Raw genomic sequence first — 16,067 nt, forward strand, 5'->3', positions numbered from 1 at the left:
CGGGTTGAGCGGTCAGAATGAGACTCGCGCTCCCTGCCAGTCGAAGAACCCACCCGTATCATCCAGGCTCAGCCGGTCGATCAGCCTCACCAGACCAGCTGCACTTTCCCCTACGGAAATATCCGCGCCCGAGCCGCCCATATCGGTCTGGACCCATCCGGGATGCACCGAGATCGCGACGATCCCATCCTCGCGGAGATCGGTCGCAAGTCCCTGCATCACCTTGTTCACGGCCGCCTTGGAGGCGCGATAGGCGATGCGGTCGGACTTCGCGTAGGATAGGGAGCCCATGCGGCTGCTGATGGTGACGATCTTGGCCGCCTTCGAGCGCTTCAAGTGCGGCAGGAACGCCTGGACTATCCGCAAGGGGCCGAGGGTGTTCACGTTCAGGATCTCGAGAAATCCGTTGAAGTCCATATCCAGCGTCGATTGCCGCTGCGAACCGATCACGCCGGCATTGTTGACGAGAACGTCGATGGATCCGTCGAGACTTGCAGCCGCCGCGCGAATGGAAGCGTCATCCCGGACATCGAGCGCGAGCAGCATGAGCTGTCCGCCTGCGATGAACTCGCTCCATTCCGGCAGCGTCTGGTTCGGATCGCGCAGAGTGCCGATCACGCGATCGCCACGATGCAAAAGGATGCGGGCGAGCTCACACCCGATCCCGCGTCCGATGCCCGTGACGAGATATGTCCCCATTTACCGCGAGAACTTCTTGTACTTGATCCGGTGCGGGATCGTGGAATCCGTGCCGAGGCGGCGCTTCTTGTCCTCCTCGTAATCGGCGAAGTTGCCCTCGAACCATTCCACGTGGCTGTCGCCCTCGAAGGCGAGGATGTGGGTGGCGATGCGGTCGAGGAACCAGCGGTCGTGCGAGATGATCACGGCGCAGCCTGCGTAATCCTCCAGCGCCTCTTCGAGCGCGCGAAGCGTGTCCACGTCGAGATCGTTGGTGGGCTCGTCGAGGAGGAGGACGTTGGCGCCCGACTTCAGGATCTTGGCGAGGTGCACGCGGTTGCGCTCGCCGCCGGAGAGCACGCCGACCTTCTTCTGCTGGTCGGCCCCCTTGAAGTTGAAGGCCGAGCAATAGGCGCGGGCGTTGATCTCGCGCTTTCCGAGATAGAGGATCTCGTTGCCGCCGGAGATCTCCTCGTACAGCGTCTTGTTGGCATCGAGCGAGTCGCGGCTCTGGTCGACATAGCCGAGCTTCACGCTCTCGCCGATCTGGATCGAGCCCTCGTCCGGCTGCTCCTGCCCAGTGATCATACGGAACAGGGTCGTCTTGCCGGCGCCGTTCGGACCGATGACGCCGACGATGCCGCCCGGCGGCAGCTTGAAGGACAGGCCGTCGATGAGGAGCTTGTCGTCGAAGGCCTTCTCGAGGTTGTCGAACTCGATGACGTTGTTGCCTAAGCGCTCGGCGATCGGGATGATGATCTGGGCGGTCGTCGGGCCCTTCTCGCTGGCCTTGGCCACAAGGTCCTCGTAGCGCTGGATACGGGCCTTCGACTTGGCCTGGCGGGCCTTCGGCGAGGCCGACACCCACTCGCGCTCGCGCTCGAGAGTCCGCTGGCGGGCCTCTTCCTCGCGGCCCTCCTGCGCCAGGCGCTTCTGCTTCTGCTCGAGCCAGGACGAGTAATTGCCCTCGTAAGGGATGCCGCGGCCGCGGTCGAGCTCGAGGATCCAGCCCGTCACGTTGTCGAGGAAGTAGCGGTCGTGGGTGACGATCAGGATCGCGCCCGGATAGTTGCGCAGATGCCCTTCGAGCCAGGCGGTCGTCTCGGCATCCAGATGGTTGGTCGGCTCATCGAGGAGCAGCAGTTCGGGCTGTTCCAGGAGCAGCTTGCACAAGGCCACGCGGCGGCGCTCGCCGCCCGAAAGCTTGTCCACGGACCAGTCGTCCGGCGGGCAGCGCAAGGCGTCCATGGCCTGATCGACCTGGGAATCGAGATCCCACAGGCCCTTGGCCTCGATCTCGTCCTGGAGACGGGTCATCTCGTCCGCCGTCTCCTCGGAGTAGTTCATGGCAAGGTCGTTGTAGCGGTCGAGGATCGCCTTCTTGGCGGCCACACCCTCCATGACGTTCTCGCGCACGTTCTTCGACGGGTCGAGCTGCGGCTCCTGCGGCAGGTAGCCGACCCGAGCGCCCTCTGAGACCCAGCCTTCGCCGGTCCAGTCCGTATCGGTGCCGGCCATGATGCGCAGCAGGGTCGACTTACCGGCGCCGTTGACGCCGAGCACGCCGATCTTGGCATCCGGATAGAAGGAGAGATGAATATTATCCAGGACCTTCTTGCCGCCCGAATAGGTCTTGGAGAGGCCACGCATGTGGTAGATGAACTGACGGGACACGGGAAAAGCCCTGCTTGATCGAGATGTGAATGGAGTTGGGCGTCAGTTATCAGGGGCAGGCGATCGGGGCAAGGCGGGGAGTGCCGCCATGATCCCCTGCCAGCTGACTGGCGAATACAGATGCGCCGACGGTGCCAGGCTGGTTCGAGGTCTTGGCTATGGATCCCGGATCTCCGCTCCGCTTCGTCCGGGATGACACCCTCCCCCGTCATCCCTCTCCTCCAACGTCATCCCCGGCCTTGTGCCGGGGACCCACGTCTTCTGCAGCGTGGCGGTTCCTCAAGGCGTGGGTGGCCGCAACAAGTGCGGCCATGACGATGAGGGTGCCAAAGAGCATGAGCCAGCACCTTTTGGCCCGCAGCGGGTGCTGCGAGCCGTCAAGGTCGAGGGAGGCGCGAATGGCAGCCCGGCTCGCTTTTGTGTGTGAAATGCTCAGAGCCGGATTGCTCGTCGCACACGGTTTGTTTCAGCTGACCCGGATCAAGCCCGGGCCGGCCACCCGCGATCACCGGCTTGCGAGGCCTGCGGCGGGACCGTTCTCCGCCCCGTTCTTGCGACGCCTCGCGAGCGCGCCCCTCGTCAGGCGGGGATGGCGAATGATATAGCCCAGCTTAGGAACTATGTCAAGAACAAAGAAAGAACATAACGTTGCCCTCGCCCCCATCCCCGCCCCTCGCCGTCATGGCCGGGCTTGTCCCGGCCACCCACGTCTTGGACCCACAACGCTGCAGAAGACGTGGATACCCGCGACAAGCGCGGGAATGACGGCAGAGGGGGCCGGGAGAGGGGCTGTGCTTGACCATGGTGCCCCCCTCTCCCGGCTCACTGGCGTTCGCCACTCTCCCCCGCAGAGGGGGAGGGTTCGCACTTCGCCCGTCACCGTCATGGCCGCACTTGGTGCGGCCACCCACGTCTTCGAGAACCGCAGTGCATCCAAGGCGTGGGTCCCCGGAACAAGTCCGGGGATGACGTCGAGGGTACGGTGATGACGTCGCAGGGGGCGTGTGACATAAGTCAATCCCCCTCCCCCGACCCTCGCCGACGCGAGGGTCACCCTCCCCCGCAGAGGGGGGAGGGTTATGTCCGCGTCAAAGCCCGAACGGATAGGTCTCCGGCATGCCCTTGCCAAGGGCATGGCTCAGCGGCGTGACCGCCTTCGTCTCGTCGAACCAGACAAAAGCGTCGAACTGCTCGGCCAGGATGGCTTCGAAATAATGGCTGTAGAGTTCCGTCTCCGGCCGGTAGATCACGCCGATGGCGCGTTCCAGACGGGGCCGAGAGAGAACCGCAGTCAATTCGGCCTGGCCGTTCTCCCGCCAATCGGTCAGGAAGCACCCGAGGCCAGAATCCCGAAAGATGCGCTCGTGGCTGTCGGGCCGGGCGGGTCGCACATCCTTGACCTGCACGGGCTCGTCCCAGTCGTCGGCAGCGGCTACCGTTCCGCGATCCGTTCCGAACCCGATCAGCACCGCCTCGCTGCGATAGGCCTTGCGGCAGAGCTCGCCGATGTTGAACTCGCCCTGCCAGCCCATCGCGGTCGCAGCTGCATTGCCGATATGCGAGTTGTGCGCCCAGATAACGGCCTTGGCGTTGTCGCGACGCGCCAGCAGGCTCTGCAGCGTCTCGAACATGTGGCGGTCGCGCAGGTTCCACGATTCCGTCGCGCCTTCGTACATGATCCGATAGTAATGCTCGGCGGCATGCACGATCTTGGCGTTCTGGACGGCATCGAAGAATTCCTCGCCGCCATCGGCCTGGAGATACTCCATCCGCTTGTCGAGAATATCCTGAAGCTGGCGCAGCAATGCCTCGTCGCAGGGCTTCTTCTGCCCGGTGAGGACCGCGCGGCCATAGCGTGCCGGGTCGGATTGCCAGGGACTGAGACAACCGTAGCGTCCCCTCGCCTCCCTCGCGGCTCCGGGATCGACCCGGTCGAGATAATCAAGCACGGAGCGGATGGACGCGCTCAGGCTGTAGACGTCGAGGCCACGGAATTCTGCGCGCTCGTCCTCGGCGATGTCGCGGTTGTACTCGCGCATCCAGTTGATGAAATCGGCCACTTCTTCGTTGCGCCACATCCAGGTCGGAAAGCGCTCGAAGGCAGCGTCGTCGCCGTTCGGTACATGGCGATGTCGGACATAGGCATCGATGCGCGCCGCCTCGGGCCAGTCGGCTTCCACGGCGACGATGTCGAAGCCGTGCCGTGTGATCAGCCGCTTCGTAATTGCAGCGCGGGCGCGATAGAATTCCGACGTGCCGTGGGTCGCCTCTCCAAGAAGCACAACCTTGGCGTCGGCGAAGCGGTCGAACATGCCGCCGAAGGCTTCATCCTCTTCGATCGGCGGCAATGACTCACCGTGCTCGCGGACGAGATCGACAGCTTCGCGGATCGACGCTTCGTTCTCGCTCTGCTTCCATGACAGGCGGGCCATGCGCCATCTCCCGAGATCCGGGCGGATGCCCATCGTTGCGCGGAGAACGACAGGGCAGCGGCGCTTGTTCCCATCGCAATCCGAGGCGCACAAAGCGCAGCGGCTGGGACATGTCCCGGCCGTTCGTCATTCTCTATCGGGAGCGACTACCAATAGAAGTAGAAATGCTCGGCCTTGAGGTCTGCAAGCCGGACATTGACCAGCGTCAGCCGATCGTCGCCGCCGAGATACTCGCCCTTGCCGAGATCCATCACGACGTCGGCACCCGCCTGCTTCATGTGGGGCTTGAGCGTGTCGAAATCGACGATGCCGGAATGATTGATGTTGTGACGGATCAGCAGCATCTCATTCTGCTTCGGCTTGAAGTCGTAGACGATGTCCTGGCCCATGTCGGAGTTGAAAACGTAGCGGTCTTCGCCCAAGCCACCCCAGAGCTTGTCGTTGCCGGCGCCGGGATCGAGCACGTCGTCACCCGCGCCGCCCCAGAGCTGGTCCATGCCGAACCAGCCGAGGAGCACATCCTTGCCGTCGCCGCCATAGAGCTTGTCGTCGCCGTTCTCGCCCTCGAGCGTATCGTTATCGGCGCCACCCTGGATGACGTCGTTGCCCTCGCCTCCGACGATCTGGTCGTCGCCCGCTTCGCCATAAAGCTTGTCGTCGCCGTTGCCGCCATCGAGAAGATCGTAGCCGTTGTCCCCGTGCAGGATATCGGTGCCGTCGTCTCCGTAGAGCATGTCGTCGCCTTCTTCGCCCCTCACCTGGTCGTTGCCGGCGCCGCCATAGAGGATGTCGAGGCCATCGCCGCCATAGAGCCGGTCGATGCCGTCGCCACCTTCCACATAATCGTCACCGGCATTGCCGTAGAGCGCGTCGTTGCCGGTGCCGCCATAGATTGTGTCGTCGCCCTCGCCGCCGCGGAGCGTGTCGTTGCCGCCGAGACCGTCGATCAGGTCGTCGCCCTTGAGGGCGTCGATCAGATCGGATTTCGTCGCACCGCCTGTGATCTCGTCATTTCCGGTCGTCGGCTTCGTCGAGGCGCCGGACTGGCCGCTGCCGTTGAACGAGAACCACGCTGCATCCAGCGTCGCGACGGTCATGATCGTCAGGCTGTTGCCGCCGCCGAAGGCGATGACGTAGCCACCGGCGATATGGCTGATCTGTAGATCAGCGAAGCGCGTGACCCCGACATTGTTCAGGACGATCCGGTCACCCGGGACCGGATCGAACCCGAAAATGACATCGGCCCCCTCGCCGCCGGCATAGATGTAGACATCCGCGCCGCCATTGCCCTGCAGCGTGTCGTTGCCGGCACCTCCGGAAAGCGTGTCGTGGTTGAAGCCGCCTCTCAGCGCATCGCTGCCGGCCGTGCCGGAAAGAAGCTGGCCTTTCACCGCAACGGGGTTCTTGAAATACTGCTCGACGATGACATCGGCCAGCTTGCCATGGGTGTAGTAGCCGTCATCCGGACTCGGATCGGATACCATCTGACCGGCATCGTAGTTCCACAACCAATAACCGCCGACCCAGCCTTCGTCGAGCCGGTCGGTGATGATCTTGTAGAAGGCCTTGAACATGTTGGCCTGCTCGACCACGTCGACGCGGCCGCTGCGCCAGGTCCAGGGATCGTAATTGCTGCCGTCGAGGCTGCGGAAACCGGTCTCCGTGAAGATCAGCTTCTTGCCATGTTCCTGCGCCACGCGGCGCAGGGCATCGATGGCGGAGATGTTCTCGCCGAAGGCCTGCTCGATCGGATCGCGCACATGGAAGAATGGCGAGGGCTTTGTCCAGCCATCGATCAGCTGCTGCAGCGTGGGGTTGGGATTGTCGGTGAACGAAATATACGGATTGGCGCCGACGTAGTCGAGCTTGTCCCAGAAGCTCACATGGAGCGCCTCGGTCCAGGTCGCGGCATAGGTCAGCTGGCCGCTGTAGACCTCGCGCACCGCCTCGATGATGTCGACCCAATATGCGCGATATTGCGACCCGGTCATGCTCTCGCATTCGTTGCCGATGGCGAAAGCCGTGACGCCGTTCTTCTGGGCCAGCTTGGCGTAGTGAACCACGGCCTCCTTTTAGGAAGCGAACCATGCATCGGCCCATTGCCTGGCCTGAGCCGGAGTCGAGCCCTCGGGCGGGCCGATGAGGGCGTTCCAGTCGCTGTTCTGGATATTGACGTGCAGCTTGAAGATCACTTCAAGTCCGCGGGACTGTGCGTATTTGAGCGCCTCTTCGATAGAGCCGTCGCTTTCGGTGCGCGGGGCGCCGTCGGTGTTGTACCCGCCGGGGTCGCCGTTATCGCGGTAGACCCGGGTCGAGGTGAGGGTATCCATATAGACGGTTGGCACGATCACCAGCTGCGAGGCGCCGTCGCCCTGGATCAGGTCGATATTGGTCTTGGTCCACGGCATGCGGAAATTGCCGTCCCACCAGGAGGGAAGGCTTTCGGCCTGGAAATCGAACAATTTCGGCATGAAAAAAGCCCCTGCGATAATGCCTTCGGCGGCCAAGCACCATTGAATGACATTCTTGATATAACGTTATGTTATATGCTCGCAAGTGCGAAAGAAGAGACCTCTGCTAAGAATTCCTTGCATTCTGGCCTGTCTGCGGCTTTCCGACGCTAACGGCAAAGGGGCGCGATCACGGACAGGGCGTCGTTGAGCTGCTCAACGTAATCGCCCTGTCCGCAGGCATTATGCCACCCGCGCCATGATCGACGCGAACGCTTCCTCGGCGGCGATGACTGTCGCCATCTGGACGGTGTGGGCGAAGCGATAGGCATCGCCGTAGATCGTCTCGTCCGGAAATTCCGTGATCAGCGTCAGCGGCGTCGGGTGCCGCTCGTCAGGCGTCAGCAGGCAGGGAACGTCGTTGATGATCTCGTAGGGCGCGCCGCCGGAATGGATCGAGCAGATCTCGACCTGGCGACGGTTGAACTCCGCAAGGCCCGGAACGGCGGAAAGGCCTTTCGTCACCGCTTCGATCAATGTCCGCGCCGTCTCGGCCCAGGAAGGATGATGGCGGATGATGACGAAGAAGCCTTTCGGGATCGTCCAGAGCTCGAAGCCGCGCGGCAGATAGCCTGTGAAGGGGCGCGTCCATTCATGGGCGGGATAGCCATGCAGGTTGAGATGCAGCTGCGCGCCGGACATCGCGAGCGCCTGGTTGCGGGCGCCGATCTCATAGAGAGGGTCGTTGCGGCCATATTCCAGATCGCTGCCGAGCGAGGTGTAGCGCGCGGCGTGATGCATGTGGCGGGGACTGCCCTCGCACAAACGCCCATGCAGAGCATAGCCGTCCGGGTTCTCGACCGGGATGTAGGCGATGTTGGCCTCCGGATTGGCGAGCAGCCGGCGCACGGCCCTCAAGGTGCCGACAGGCGCGGAAGTCTCGTTGGCGTGCTGGCCGCTGGTGACCAGAACCGCCGGGCGCGATCCCGCGCGGTAGATGCCGCGCACCGGACGCCCCTCCCGGGAATTGCCCTCGAATGTCTCGCCGGGAAGAGCCGCGAGTTCACGCTGGATCTGCGCAAGGCTGGGCGCTGCGTCCGCCGTTTCGATATCCTGCTCCGGCCGCTCCGGATCCATCGGCACGCCGAAGGGGCGTAAAGCCACGCGCACATGCGCGTCGCCCTCTCCTGCGCGGATGTCGGGCACGATCTGGCCCGGCTGCACGCCGCGATCCTCGGGCGGACGGCCCGACTTCCGCTTGAAGAACTCGAGCAGCGAGAAGTAGAAATCCTCGTGCAGCGCCTCGCGCGTGCTCATGACCTCGTCGCCGTAATCGAGCGCCCGCTCGATCCCGGGAATCGTCACGTCGATGGCGATCGTTTCCGCATAGGGCTCGTTGGCGGGCCAGTCATGCGCCGCGATGGCATTCATCACATTGTGAAAGACCTGCTCGATCTCCGTCTCCAGCGGCTCGTCGAGATCGGAACCGTCATCGGCGCGGCCCGCGACCTTCAGCCAACCGGTCAGGGTCAGGTCGATCTGATCGAGGTGGTTGGTGCGCAGGCGGTTGGGTGCGAAGACCGAATGCTCCGCGACACGGCCATTGCCGTATTCCAGCGTCACGAAATAGGTCATGTCCGCGGCACCCGGCTCGAAATGCATCTCGACGCCGTCGAACAGCGCGGCGAGCGGATAGGCCTCCGAAAGGAAGCGCAACCGGTCGGCCTCTTCATGCACCGGATAGCGCACGCTCACGCGCGCCAGCCCGGCCGTGTCGAACTCTTCGAGAAAGGCATGGAGCAGAGGCTTGTAGGCGCTGCGCAGCCGCGCATGGATGCCTGAAGCGGCAAAGACCTGTTCGGCCCTGCGCCGCGCAGCCTCGTCTTCGAAGAGCCAAGCTTCGAGCGTGACGCCGCGATGGTCGCCGGCCGCCCAATCCCGCACGAGGCCATCGAGAGTGCGCGGGATACGCGCGTCGAGCAAAATCGTCATCGTGAAGTCTGTCCTGTCGGATCGAGAAGGTCGCGCAGCCAATCGCCCAGAAGGTTCAGGCCGAGCACGGTGAACATGATCGCAAGCCCCGGGAAGACGCTGACCCACCAGGCGGTCTGAAGATAGGTGCGTCCGTCGGCCAGCATGCCGCCCCAGCTCGGGATGAGCGGATCGACACCGAGACCGAGGAAGGTGAGGCTGCTTTCGAGAAGGATGTTGTTGGCCACCTGCAGCGTCATCAGGATGACGATGGGACCGAGCACGTTCGGCAGAACATGCGTAAAGATGATGCGTACATTGCCGACGCCGATCGCACGGGCGGACAGGATGAACTCCCGTTCCCGCAAAGCCAGCACGGAGCCGCGCACGAGGCGTGCATATTGCACCCATTGCGCGACGATCATGAAGAAGATCACCTTGTCGATTCCGGTGCCGAGAATGGCGAGGAACATGATGGCGACGAGAATGAAGGGAAGCGCCAGCTGAATATCGGCAAAGCGCATCAGCAGGACCTCGGTGAAGCCCCGGTAATAGCCGGCGATCAGGCCGATGAGCGTTCCCAGGGTCATGGCTCCCAGGACGGAAAAAATGCCGACGGTGAGCGAAATCTTTCCGCCGACGATCACCCGCGCCAGCACATCGCGGCCGAGCGGATCGGTGCCGAGAGGATGGGCGAGGCTCTCGAACGGCGGGATGAGGCGGGCCATGAGATCCATGCTCTCGCCGCCATCAGGAAAGAGGAAGCCGGAGAACAGCACGGCAAGTCCCATGCCGCCGGCGAGCAGGAGGCCGAGAACGAGCTCGAGGGATCGGAAGTGCCGGCGCGCCGACGATAGGGCCTGAGCGGCAGCCATGGGCTCACTCCGTCCGGATGCGCGGGTCGATCAGCCCGTAGGCGATATCGACCAGGAGGTTGATGAGAACGATGAAGAGCGCGAGCACCGTGATCGTGCCCTGCAGCACCGGATAATCGCGGTTCGCGATGGCATCGAAGGCGAGCGTGCCCATGCCCGGCCAGTTGAACACCCGCTCGATGATCACGATGCCGCCGATGAGGCCGCCGAACTGCAGGCCGATATAGGTAACGAGCGGAATGGCCGAATTGCGCAGGGCATGCTTGTAGAGCACGACGCGATCGCGCAGCCCCTTCGAGCGCGCCACCATGATGTATTGCTGCGACAGCGTCTCCAGCATGGAGGTCCGCACGAGGCGCACATTCGTGGCGGTGAGGATGATCGCCATGGTGAGCGCCGGCATGACGAAGCTCTCGGGACCCTCCATGCCGCTCGGCGGCAGCAGCCCGAGCATGATGGAGAAAAACAGAACCATCATGATGGCGAGCCAGAAATTCGGGAAGGACAGGCCGACCAGCGACAGGATGCGGATCGCCTGATCCGGCCAGCGGCCGCGGTTCACGGCGGCATAGATGCCGAGAGGGACGGAAAGGATGATCGACGTGATCAGCGAGGCGAAGGCCAACAGAAGCGTTGCGGGCAGCGCATTCTTGATCAGCAGGGACACCGGCGTGCCGCCCATGAAGCTCTTGCCGAAATCGCCGGTCAGAATTCCTTCGAGAAAGCTGAAATATTGCACGTAGAACGGTCGTTCGAGACCGAGCGCCTGCCGGATGTTCTGCAGGTCCTGCTCGCTCACGCTGCCGGCGCCACCCACCAGCATCACGGCGGGATCGCCGGACAATCTGATCGCGAAAGAGACGATCAGCGTTACCGCGAGGACCACGAAAACGGCCTGCAGCAATCTCTTGAGAATAAATCCCGCCACGGGGGTTCCTTCTTGTTCTTGTAAAAAGGCGCCGCCAGAGCATCGGACCCAAAAGTGGAAACCACTTTTGGGATCCATTCGATGCTCAATCTCTGAAGCAGCGCATCGCCCGGAGCGGAAAACCGAATCCACTTTTCCGCACGATGCGCTAGCGTGGCGCCTTCTCGATTGCGGATGTGACCGCGCTTATTCAACCGTCACATCGTTGAAGCGGAAGCGCAGATCGGCCGGGGGAACGAAGTTCTTCACCCGCTTGTTCACGCCGATCACGGTGTTCTGGTTGTAGAGCGGGATTTCGAGAGCCTGATCGGCCACGTAACGTGCGACCTCCTGCAGAACCTTCTCGCGCTCCTTCACGTCATACATCGTGCGCTGCTTCTCCAGGAGAGCGTTCAGCTTGGGGTCGTTGTCGTAGGGATTCCACTTCTCGCCCGAGTGATACATCAGATAAGCAGTGTTGTCGTAGTCGAAGGTCCAGCCGCCCCAGGCATTGTGCCAGGCCTCACCGGTCTTGCCGTTCGGAATGATGTCGTTGAGCAGAACCGAAACCTCGTGCGGCTGAACCGCGGGCTTGAGACCGAGCGCCTGGAAATAGCCGGCCGCCGCCTGCGCCACCTCGCGGAAGGTCGCGTCGTTACCGCGGAAGTCGATCCGCACCGGCGCACCGGGCTGCACGCCTGCCTGCTGCAGCATCTGCTTCGCCTTGGCGAGATCGAAGGGCAGCGGCTTCATGGCGGGATCGTTGCCGAAGGACAGATCGGACTGGAAGCTTGCGATCGGCTTGCCGTGGCCGAGCAGGACCGCCTTGATGATCGCGTCACGGTCGACACCCATGATGAGCGCCTTGCGCACATTCACGTCCTTGGTGATGCCTTCCTTGGTGTTCAGGCGAAGCGAAACGACAGTCGGGCCGGTGATGCTGACGAGGGTCAGGTTCGGGCTCTTCTCCACTGTCGGCGCAAGGCCGAAGGGGATCAGGGTCGCGACGTCGACACGGCCTGCCTGGAGTTCGGCAACCTGCGTATTGGCTTCGGGAATGAACCGGGTCACGACCTTGTCGAGCTTCGGCGCGCCGGCCCAATGCTCAGGGAAGGCCTCGAGAACGAGGTTCACCTTCGGCGTGTATTCCACGAACTTGAACGGCCCCGTGCCCACGGGATTCAGGTTGAAATAGGCATCGCCCTTTTCCTGGATGTATTTCGGCGGCACGATCATGCCGCCATAGCCTGCAAGCTTCGTCAGCAGCACCGGATCGGGCTGCTTCATGATGAAGTCCACCGTATAGTCGTCGACGATCTCGACCTTGGTGATCGAGGTGTAGTTCGACTGCTGCGGTCCCTTCTTGCCTTCGTCTCCGAGCAGGCGGTCGAAGGTGAACTTGACGGCCGCCGCGTTGAAGGGCTCGCCGTTGTGGAACTTCACGTTCTGGCGCAGCTTGAAGCGGATGCGGTTGTTGTTGTCGAGGAATTCCCAGGACGTCGCCAGGGCCGGCTGGAGCTTCATGTCCGGCCCGCGCGATGTCAGGCCGTCATAGATGTTGTTGGCTGCGGAGGACCACGGCACGATGAACGTATCGATCGGGTCCCAGCTGCCGGGATCGATGGTCGTCGCGACCGTGATCGTGCCGGCGGCTTGTGCACCGGACGCCATCAGCGGCGCCAACACGACAGCGGCCGTGAGGCCGAGCGCTTTGATGGTGGTAGAGAACTTCATCTTATTGTCTCCCTCTGGAAAACCTATTGTCATGCCGCTCCGCGAAGCTGATCGGTCTCGATCGCGACCCAGTGACCGGGCTCGACCTCGCGCATGCGATGAATGGCCGGCTCCTGACCGACAGGGCGCACCGGGCTCGGAATCTCGCCCTCGATCCGCATCTTCGCCCGCTCGCGCTGCGGGTCGGCGATGGGCACCGCCGAGAGCAGCTTGCGGGTGTAGGAATGCTGCGGGTTCTCGAAGATCGCCTGACGCGATCCGAGCTCGACGATCTGGCCGAGATACATCACGGCGACGCGATGGCTGATCTTCTCCACCACGGCCATGTCGTGGGTGATGAAGAGATAGGACAGGCGTCTTTTCTCTTGCAGCTCCATGAGCAGGTTGACGATCTGCGCCTGGATCGACACGTCGAGCGCCGATACGGATTCGTCCGCGATCACGAGCTTCGGATTGCTGGCGAGCGCGCGTGCGATGCAGATGCGCTGGCGCTGGCCTCCCGAGAACTCATGCGGGTAGCGCTTGGCATGTTGCGGCTGCAAGCCGACCTGCTCCAGAAGTTCGTGCACGCGCCGCTCGCGCGCCTTTCTGTCGTTGATCAGGCCGTGGACGATGATCGGCTCGGCGATGCTGTAGCCGACGGTATGGCGCGGATCGAGGGAGGCGAAGGGATCCTGGAAGATGTACTGGATCTCCTGGCGCAGGCGCCTCCGGTCGCCGTGGCTCATGGCCGCCATGTCGCGCCCGTCGAAGCGCACCGTGCCGCCGGTCGGCTCGACGAGCTGCTGTAGGGTGCGCCCGATGGTGGACTTGCCGCTGCCGGATTCGCCGACCAGCGCCAGCGTCTCGCCGGGATAGATATCGAAGCTGACTTCCTCCACCGCATGGACGCGATGAGTCACCCGGCCGAAAAATGTCTTGCCGACATCGAAGCGTGTGGTGAGCTTCTCCACCTCGAGAATGGGCTTGGTGTAATCGGCGGTGTTCTGCTCGTGCGTGCCGCCGACGGGCTTTGCCACACCACCGTCCATGACCATCACCGGCGTGCGCTTCGGCAGGGGCTGGCCCGTGAGGCTGCCCAGGCGCGGCACGGCGGAGAGAAGCGCGCGGGTGTAAGGGTGCTGGGGTGCCGAGAAGATGTCGCGCACCGGCGCCTGCTCCACCTTCTCGCCCTTCCACATCACCACCACGTCGTCGGCCATCTCGGCCACCACGCCCATGTCATGGGTGATGAAGATCACGGCGGTGCCCATTTCCTGTTGCAGGTCGCGGATGATGTTGAGGATCTGCGCCTGGATCGTCACGTCGAGCGCCGTCGTCGGCTCGTCGGCGATCAGGAGCTTGGGATTGCAGGCGAGCGCCATGGCGATCATCACGCGCTGGCGCATGCCGCCGGAGAGCTGGTGCGGATAGCGGTCGAGCAGCTTGTCCGCATCCGGCAGGCGTACCTTCTGCAGCAGTTCCTTCGCCCGCAGGCGCGCATCGCGCCCGGTGAGGCCCTGGTGCAGGATCAGGGTCTCTGAAATCTGGTTGCCGATCGTGAAGACCGGATTCAGCGAGGTCATCGGCTCCTGAAAGATCATCGCGATGTCGTTGCCGCGGATCTCCCGGAGTTTGTTGTCGGAGGCCTTGACGAGATCGATGGCCTCGCCGCCGTCAGGTCGAAACAGCACCTGCCCGTTGGTGATGCGCCCGCCCGTGTAATCGGTCAGGCGCATGATCGCGAGAGAGGTGACCGATTTGCCGGATCCGGATTCCCCGACGACCGCCAGGGTCTTGCCCGGCTGCACATCGAAGCTGACCTCCTTGACGGCCTTGAAGGCTCCGCTCCCCGTGCCGAACTCCACCGAAAGGGAGCGGACCGACAGGAGAGCTTGAGATTGACGATTGGCTGTGTCCGACATCCATCCACGCTCTTGCAAAGGTACCGGTCCGGCGAAATACACGGATCGGTACCTCTTTGATACCTGTTATCCATCACAGCCACGATGCCGATACGTCAAGCACCGAATTGCATCAGATCAGGCAGTCGGCGGGATCATAGATCCAGCACGACAAGAAGTGCGAGTCTTTTGTTATGAAGTTACCCACTCGCCGCCGCGCATGAGCGGCTCGGACCTGCCGTCCTGTGTGATACCATCCACATCCACCCGATCGGAGCCGATCATCCAGTCGATATGGATCAGGCTCTTGTTCGATCCGCGGGAAGCAAGCTCGTCCTCGCTCATGGAGCCGCCGCCCCGGATGCACTTGCTGTAGGCCTGGCCGAGCGCGATGTGGCTCGAGGCATTCTCGTCGAACAGGGTGTTAAAGAAGAGAAGGCCGCTCTGCGAGATCCGCGAGGAATACGGCACCAGGGCCACCTCGCCGAGGCGGCGCGCACCCTCGTCGGTATCGAGCACCTTGTTGAGCACGGTCTCCCCAGTGCGCGCCTTGCTCTCGACGATGCGCCCGCCTTCGAACCTGACCTGGATGTCCTGGATCAGCGTGCCGTTATAGGAGAGCGGCTTGGTGCCGGTGACGATGCCATCGACCCGGTCCTTGTGCGGCGTGGTGAAGACCTCCTCGGTCGGGATGTTGGCATTGCAGACGATGCCGTTCTTGGCCGCCGTCGAGCCGCCGTTCCATTCGTGCCCCTCTGCGAGACCGACACGCAGATCGGCGCCGGGACCGCGGAAGTGCAGCGCGGCATAGTTTTTCTCGTTGAGCGTCCGCGTGCGTGCCTGAAGCGCCGCATTGTGCTTCTCCCAGGCGGCAATCGGATCCGGCGTATCGACGCGGGAGGCCGAGAAGATCGCCTGCCAGAGCTTGGCGACGGCCACCTCCTCCGGATCGTCCGGGAACACGGTCTTGGCCCAGGACGGCGTGGCAGCGGAGACAATGGTCCAGTTGATGTCGAAGCCGGCGATCATGTTGAGCGCCGGCATATAGGCCTTCGAGCGCGCCCGGTTGGCACGCGAAACCTTGTCCGGATCTTCCTTGGCGAGAAGAGACGGATCTTCGCCGACGATGGCGAGCCGGGCAGCGCCCTTTTTGTAGGCCTCCGCCATGCCCTCGTAGAGCCAGGCGGGCGCCGTATCGAAGCCCTCGTCACGCCCGTGGCGGTAGCGCATGAGCGTGCTCTCCTCATCCGAGAAGATCGTGGTCACGAGAGAGGCGCCGGCCTTGTAGGCATGCTCTGTGATGCGCCGGACCAGTGCGACCGCCTCGAGCGGCGCGGTCACGACCAATTCCTGCCCGGGCTTCAGCCCGAGCCCGACGCGAACGGCGACTTCCGCCAGACGGTCGAGAAGCTGGGCATGGGATGAGGCATCCGCCAGGTTCCGGACTTGTTCGTTCATGATCC

10 protein-coding genes and 1 pseudogene are annotated in these 16,067 nt (G+C 63.2%); all 11 read right to left on the reverse strand.

Translation table 11 applies throughout. From position 1 onward, the window contains the following. Positions 1–12 precede the first annotated feature (12 nt). On the reverse strand, positions 13–699 hold the full coding sequence (locus JKL46_RS13020) for an SDR family oxidoreductase (RefSeq protein WP_201833368.1): 687 nt from the start codon (positions 697–699) through the stop codon (positions 13–15). Further along, complete coding sequence (ettA, locus tag JKL46_RS13025) at positions 700–2,352, reverse strand: energy-dependent translational throttle protein EttA (protein WP_201833369.1); 1,653 nt, start codon at positions 2,350–2,352, stop codon at positions 700–702. 1,088 nt (positions 2,353–3,440) lie between these two features. Further along, positions 3,441–4,784 (reverse strand): erythromycin esterase family protein, encoded by a 1,344-nt coding sequence (locus tag JKL46_RS13030; protein WP_201833370.1) that lies wholly within the window; start codon positions 4,782–4,784, stop codon positions 3,441–3,443. Between the two features lie 146 nt (positions 4,785–4,930). After that, the gene (locus tag JKL46_RS36840) at positions 4,931–5,881 is read right to left on the reverse strand and encodes a calcium-binding protein (RefSeq protein ID WP_425493264.1); all 951 of its coding nucleotides are present in this window, start codon (positions 5,879–5,881) and stop codon (positions 4,931–4,933) included. Between the two features lie 183 nt (positions 5,882–6,064). Next, a pseudogene (locus JKL46_RS36845) lies at positions 6,065–7,255 on the reverse strand (glycoside hydrolase family 113); the annotation flags it as partial. Positions 7,256–7,477: 222 nt separating this feature from the next. After that, positions 7,478–9,226 carry a M14 family zinc carboxypeptidase gene (locus tag JKL46_RS13045; protein ID WP_201833373.1) on the reverse strand — a complete coding sequence of 583 codons (1,749 nt, stop codon included), beginning with the start codon at positions 9,224–9,226 and terminating at the stop codon, positions 7,478–7,480. Next, a complete protein-coding gene (locus tag JKL46_RS13050; protein ID WP_201833374.1) occupies positions 9,223–10,080 on the reverse strand; it encodes an ABC transporter permease in 858 nt (285 codons plus the stop codon). The genes JKL46_RS13045 and JKL46_RS13050 overlap by 4 nt, the downstream gene beginning before the upstream one ends. 4 nt (positions 10,081–10,084) lie before the next feature. Then, complete coding sequence (locus JKL46_RS13055; RefSeq protein ID WP_201833375.1) at positions 10,085–11,008, reverse strand: ABC transporter permease subunit; 924 nt, start codon at positions 11,006–11,008, stop codon at positions 10,085–10,087. 186 nt (positions 11,009–11,194) lie between these two features. Next, positions 11,195–12,721: an ABC transporter substrate-binding protein gene (locus JKL46_RS13060; RefSeq protein WP_201833376.1), complete on the reverse strand. Its 1,527-nt coding sequence runs from the start codon at positions 12,719–12,721 to the stop codon at positions 11,195–11,197. Positions 12,722–12,750: 29 nt separating this feature from the next. Next, on the reverse strand, positions 12,751–14,625 hold the full coding sequence (locus tag JKL46_RS13065) for an ABC transporter ATP-binding protein (RefSeq protein WP_201833378.1): 1,875 nt from the start codon (positions 14,623–14,625) through the stop codon (positions 12,751–12,753). A 171-nt stretch (positions 14,626–14,796) separates the two neighbouring features. After that, entirely contained in the window at positions 14,797–16,062 is a 1,266-nt protein-coding gene (locus tag JKL46_RS13070; RefSeq protein ID WP_201833380.1) for an aminopeptidase, read from the reverse strand. Between the last annotated feature and the right edge of the window lie 5 nt (positions 16,063–16,067).

The organism is Microvirga zambiensis WSM3693 (assembly GCF_016735695.1).
Classification (GTDB): Bacteria; Pseudomonadota; Alphaproteobacteria; order Rhizobiales; family Beijerinckiaceae; genus Microvirga; species Microvirga zambiensis.

Excerpts from the sequence above, each read along its gene's own strand:
- JKL46_RS13020 (WP_201833368.1), bottom strand. The coding sequence starts at position 699 with ATGGGGACATATCTCGTCACGGGCATCGGACGCGGGATCGGGTGTGAG.
- JKL46_RS13030 (WP_201833370.1), bottom strand. The coding sequence starts at position 4,784 with ATGGCCCGCCTGTCATGGAAGCAGAGCGAGAACGAAGCGTCGATCCGC.
- JKL46_RS36840 (WP_425493264.1), bottom strand. The coding sequence starts at position 5,881 with ATGACCGTCGCGACGCTGGATGCAGCGTGGTTCTCGTTCAACGGCAGC.
- JKL46_RS13045 (WP_201833373.1), bottom strand. The coding sequence starts at position 9,226 with ATGACGATTTTGCTCGACGCGCGTATCCCGCGCACTCTCGATGGCCTC.
- JKL46_RS13050 (WP_201833374.1), bottom strand. The coding sequence starts at position 10,080 with ATGGCTGCCGCTCAGGCCCTATCGTCGGCGCGCCGGCACTTCCGATCC.
- JKL46_RS13060 (WP_201833376.1), bottom strand. The coding sequence starts at position 12,721 with ATGAAGTTCTCTACCACCATCAAAGCGCTCGGCCTCACGGCCGCTGTC.
- JKL46_RS13065 (WP_201833378.1), bottom strand. The coding sequence starts at position 14,625 with ATGTCGGACACAGCCAATCGTCAATCTCAAGCTCTCCTGTCGGTCCGC.
- JKL46_RS13070 (WP_201833380.1), bottom strand. The coding sequence starts at position 16,062 with ATGAACGAACAAGTCCGGAACCTGGCGGATGCCTCATCCCATGCCCAG.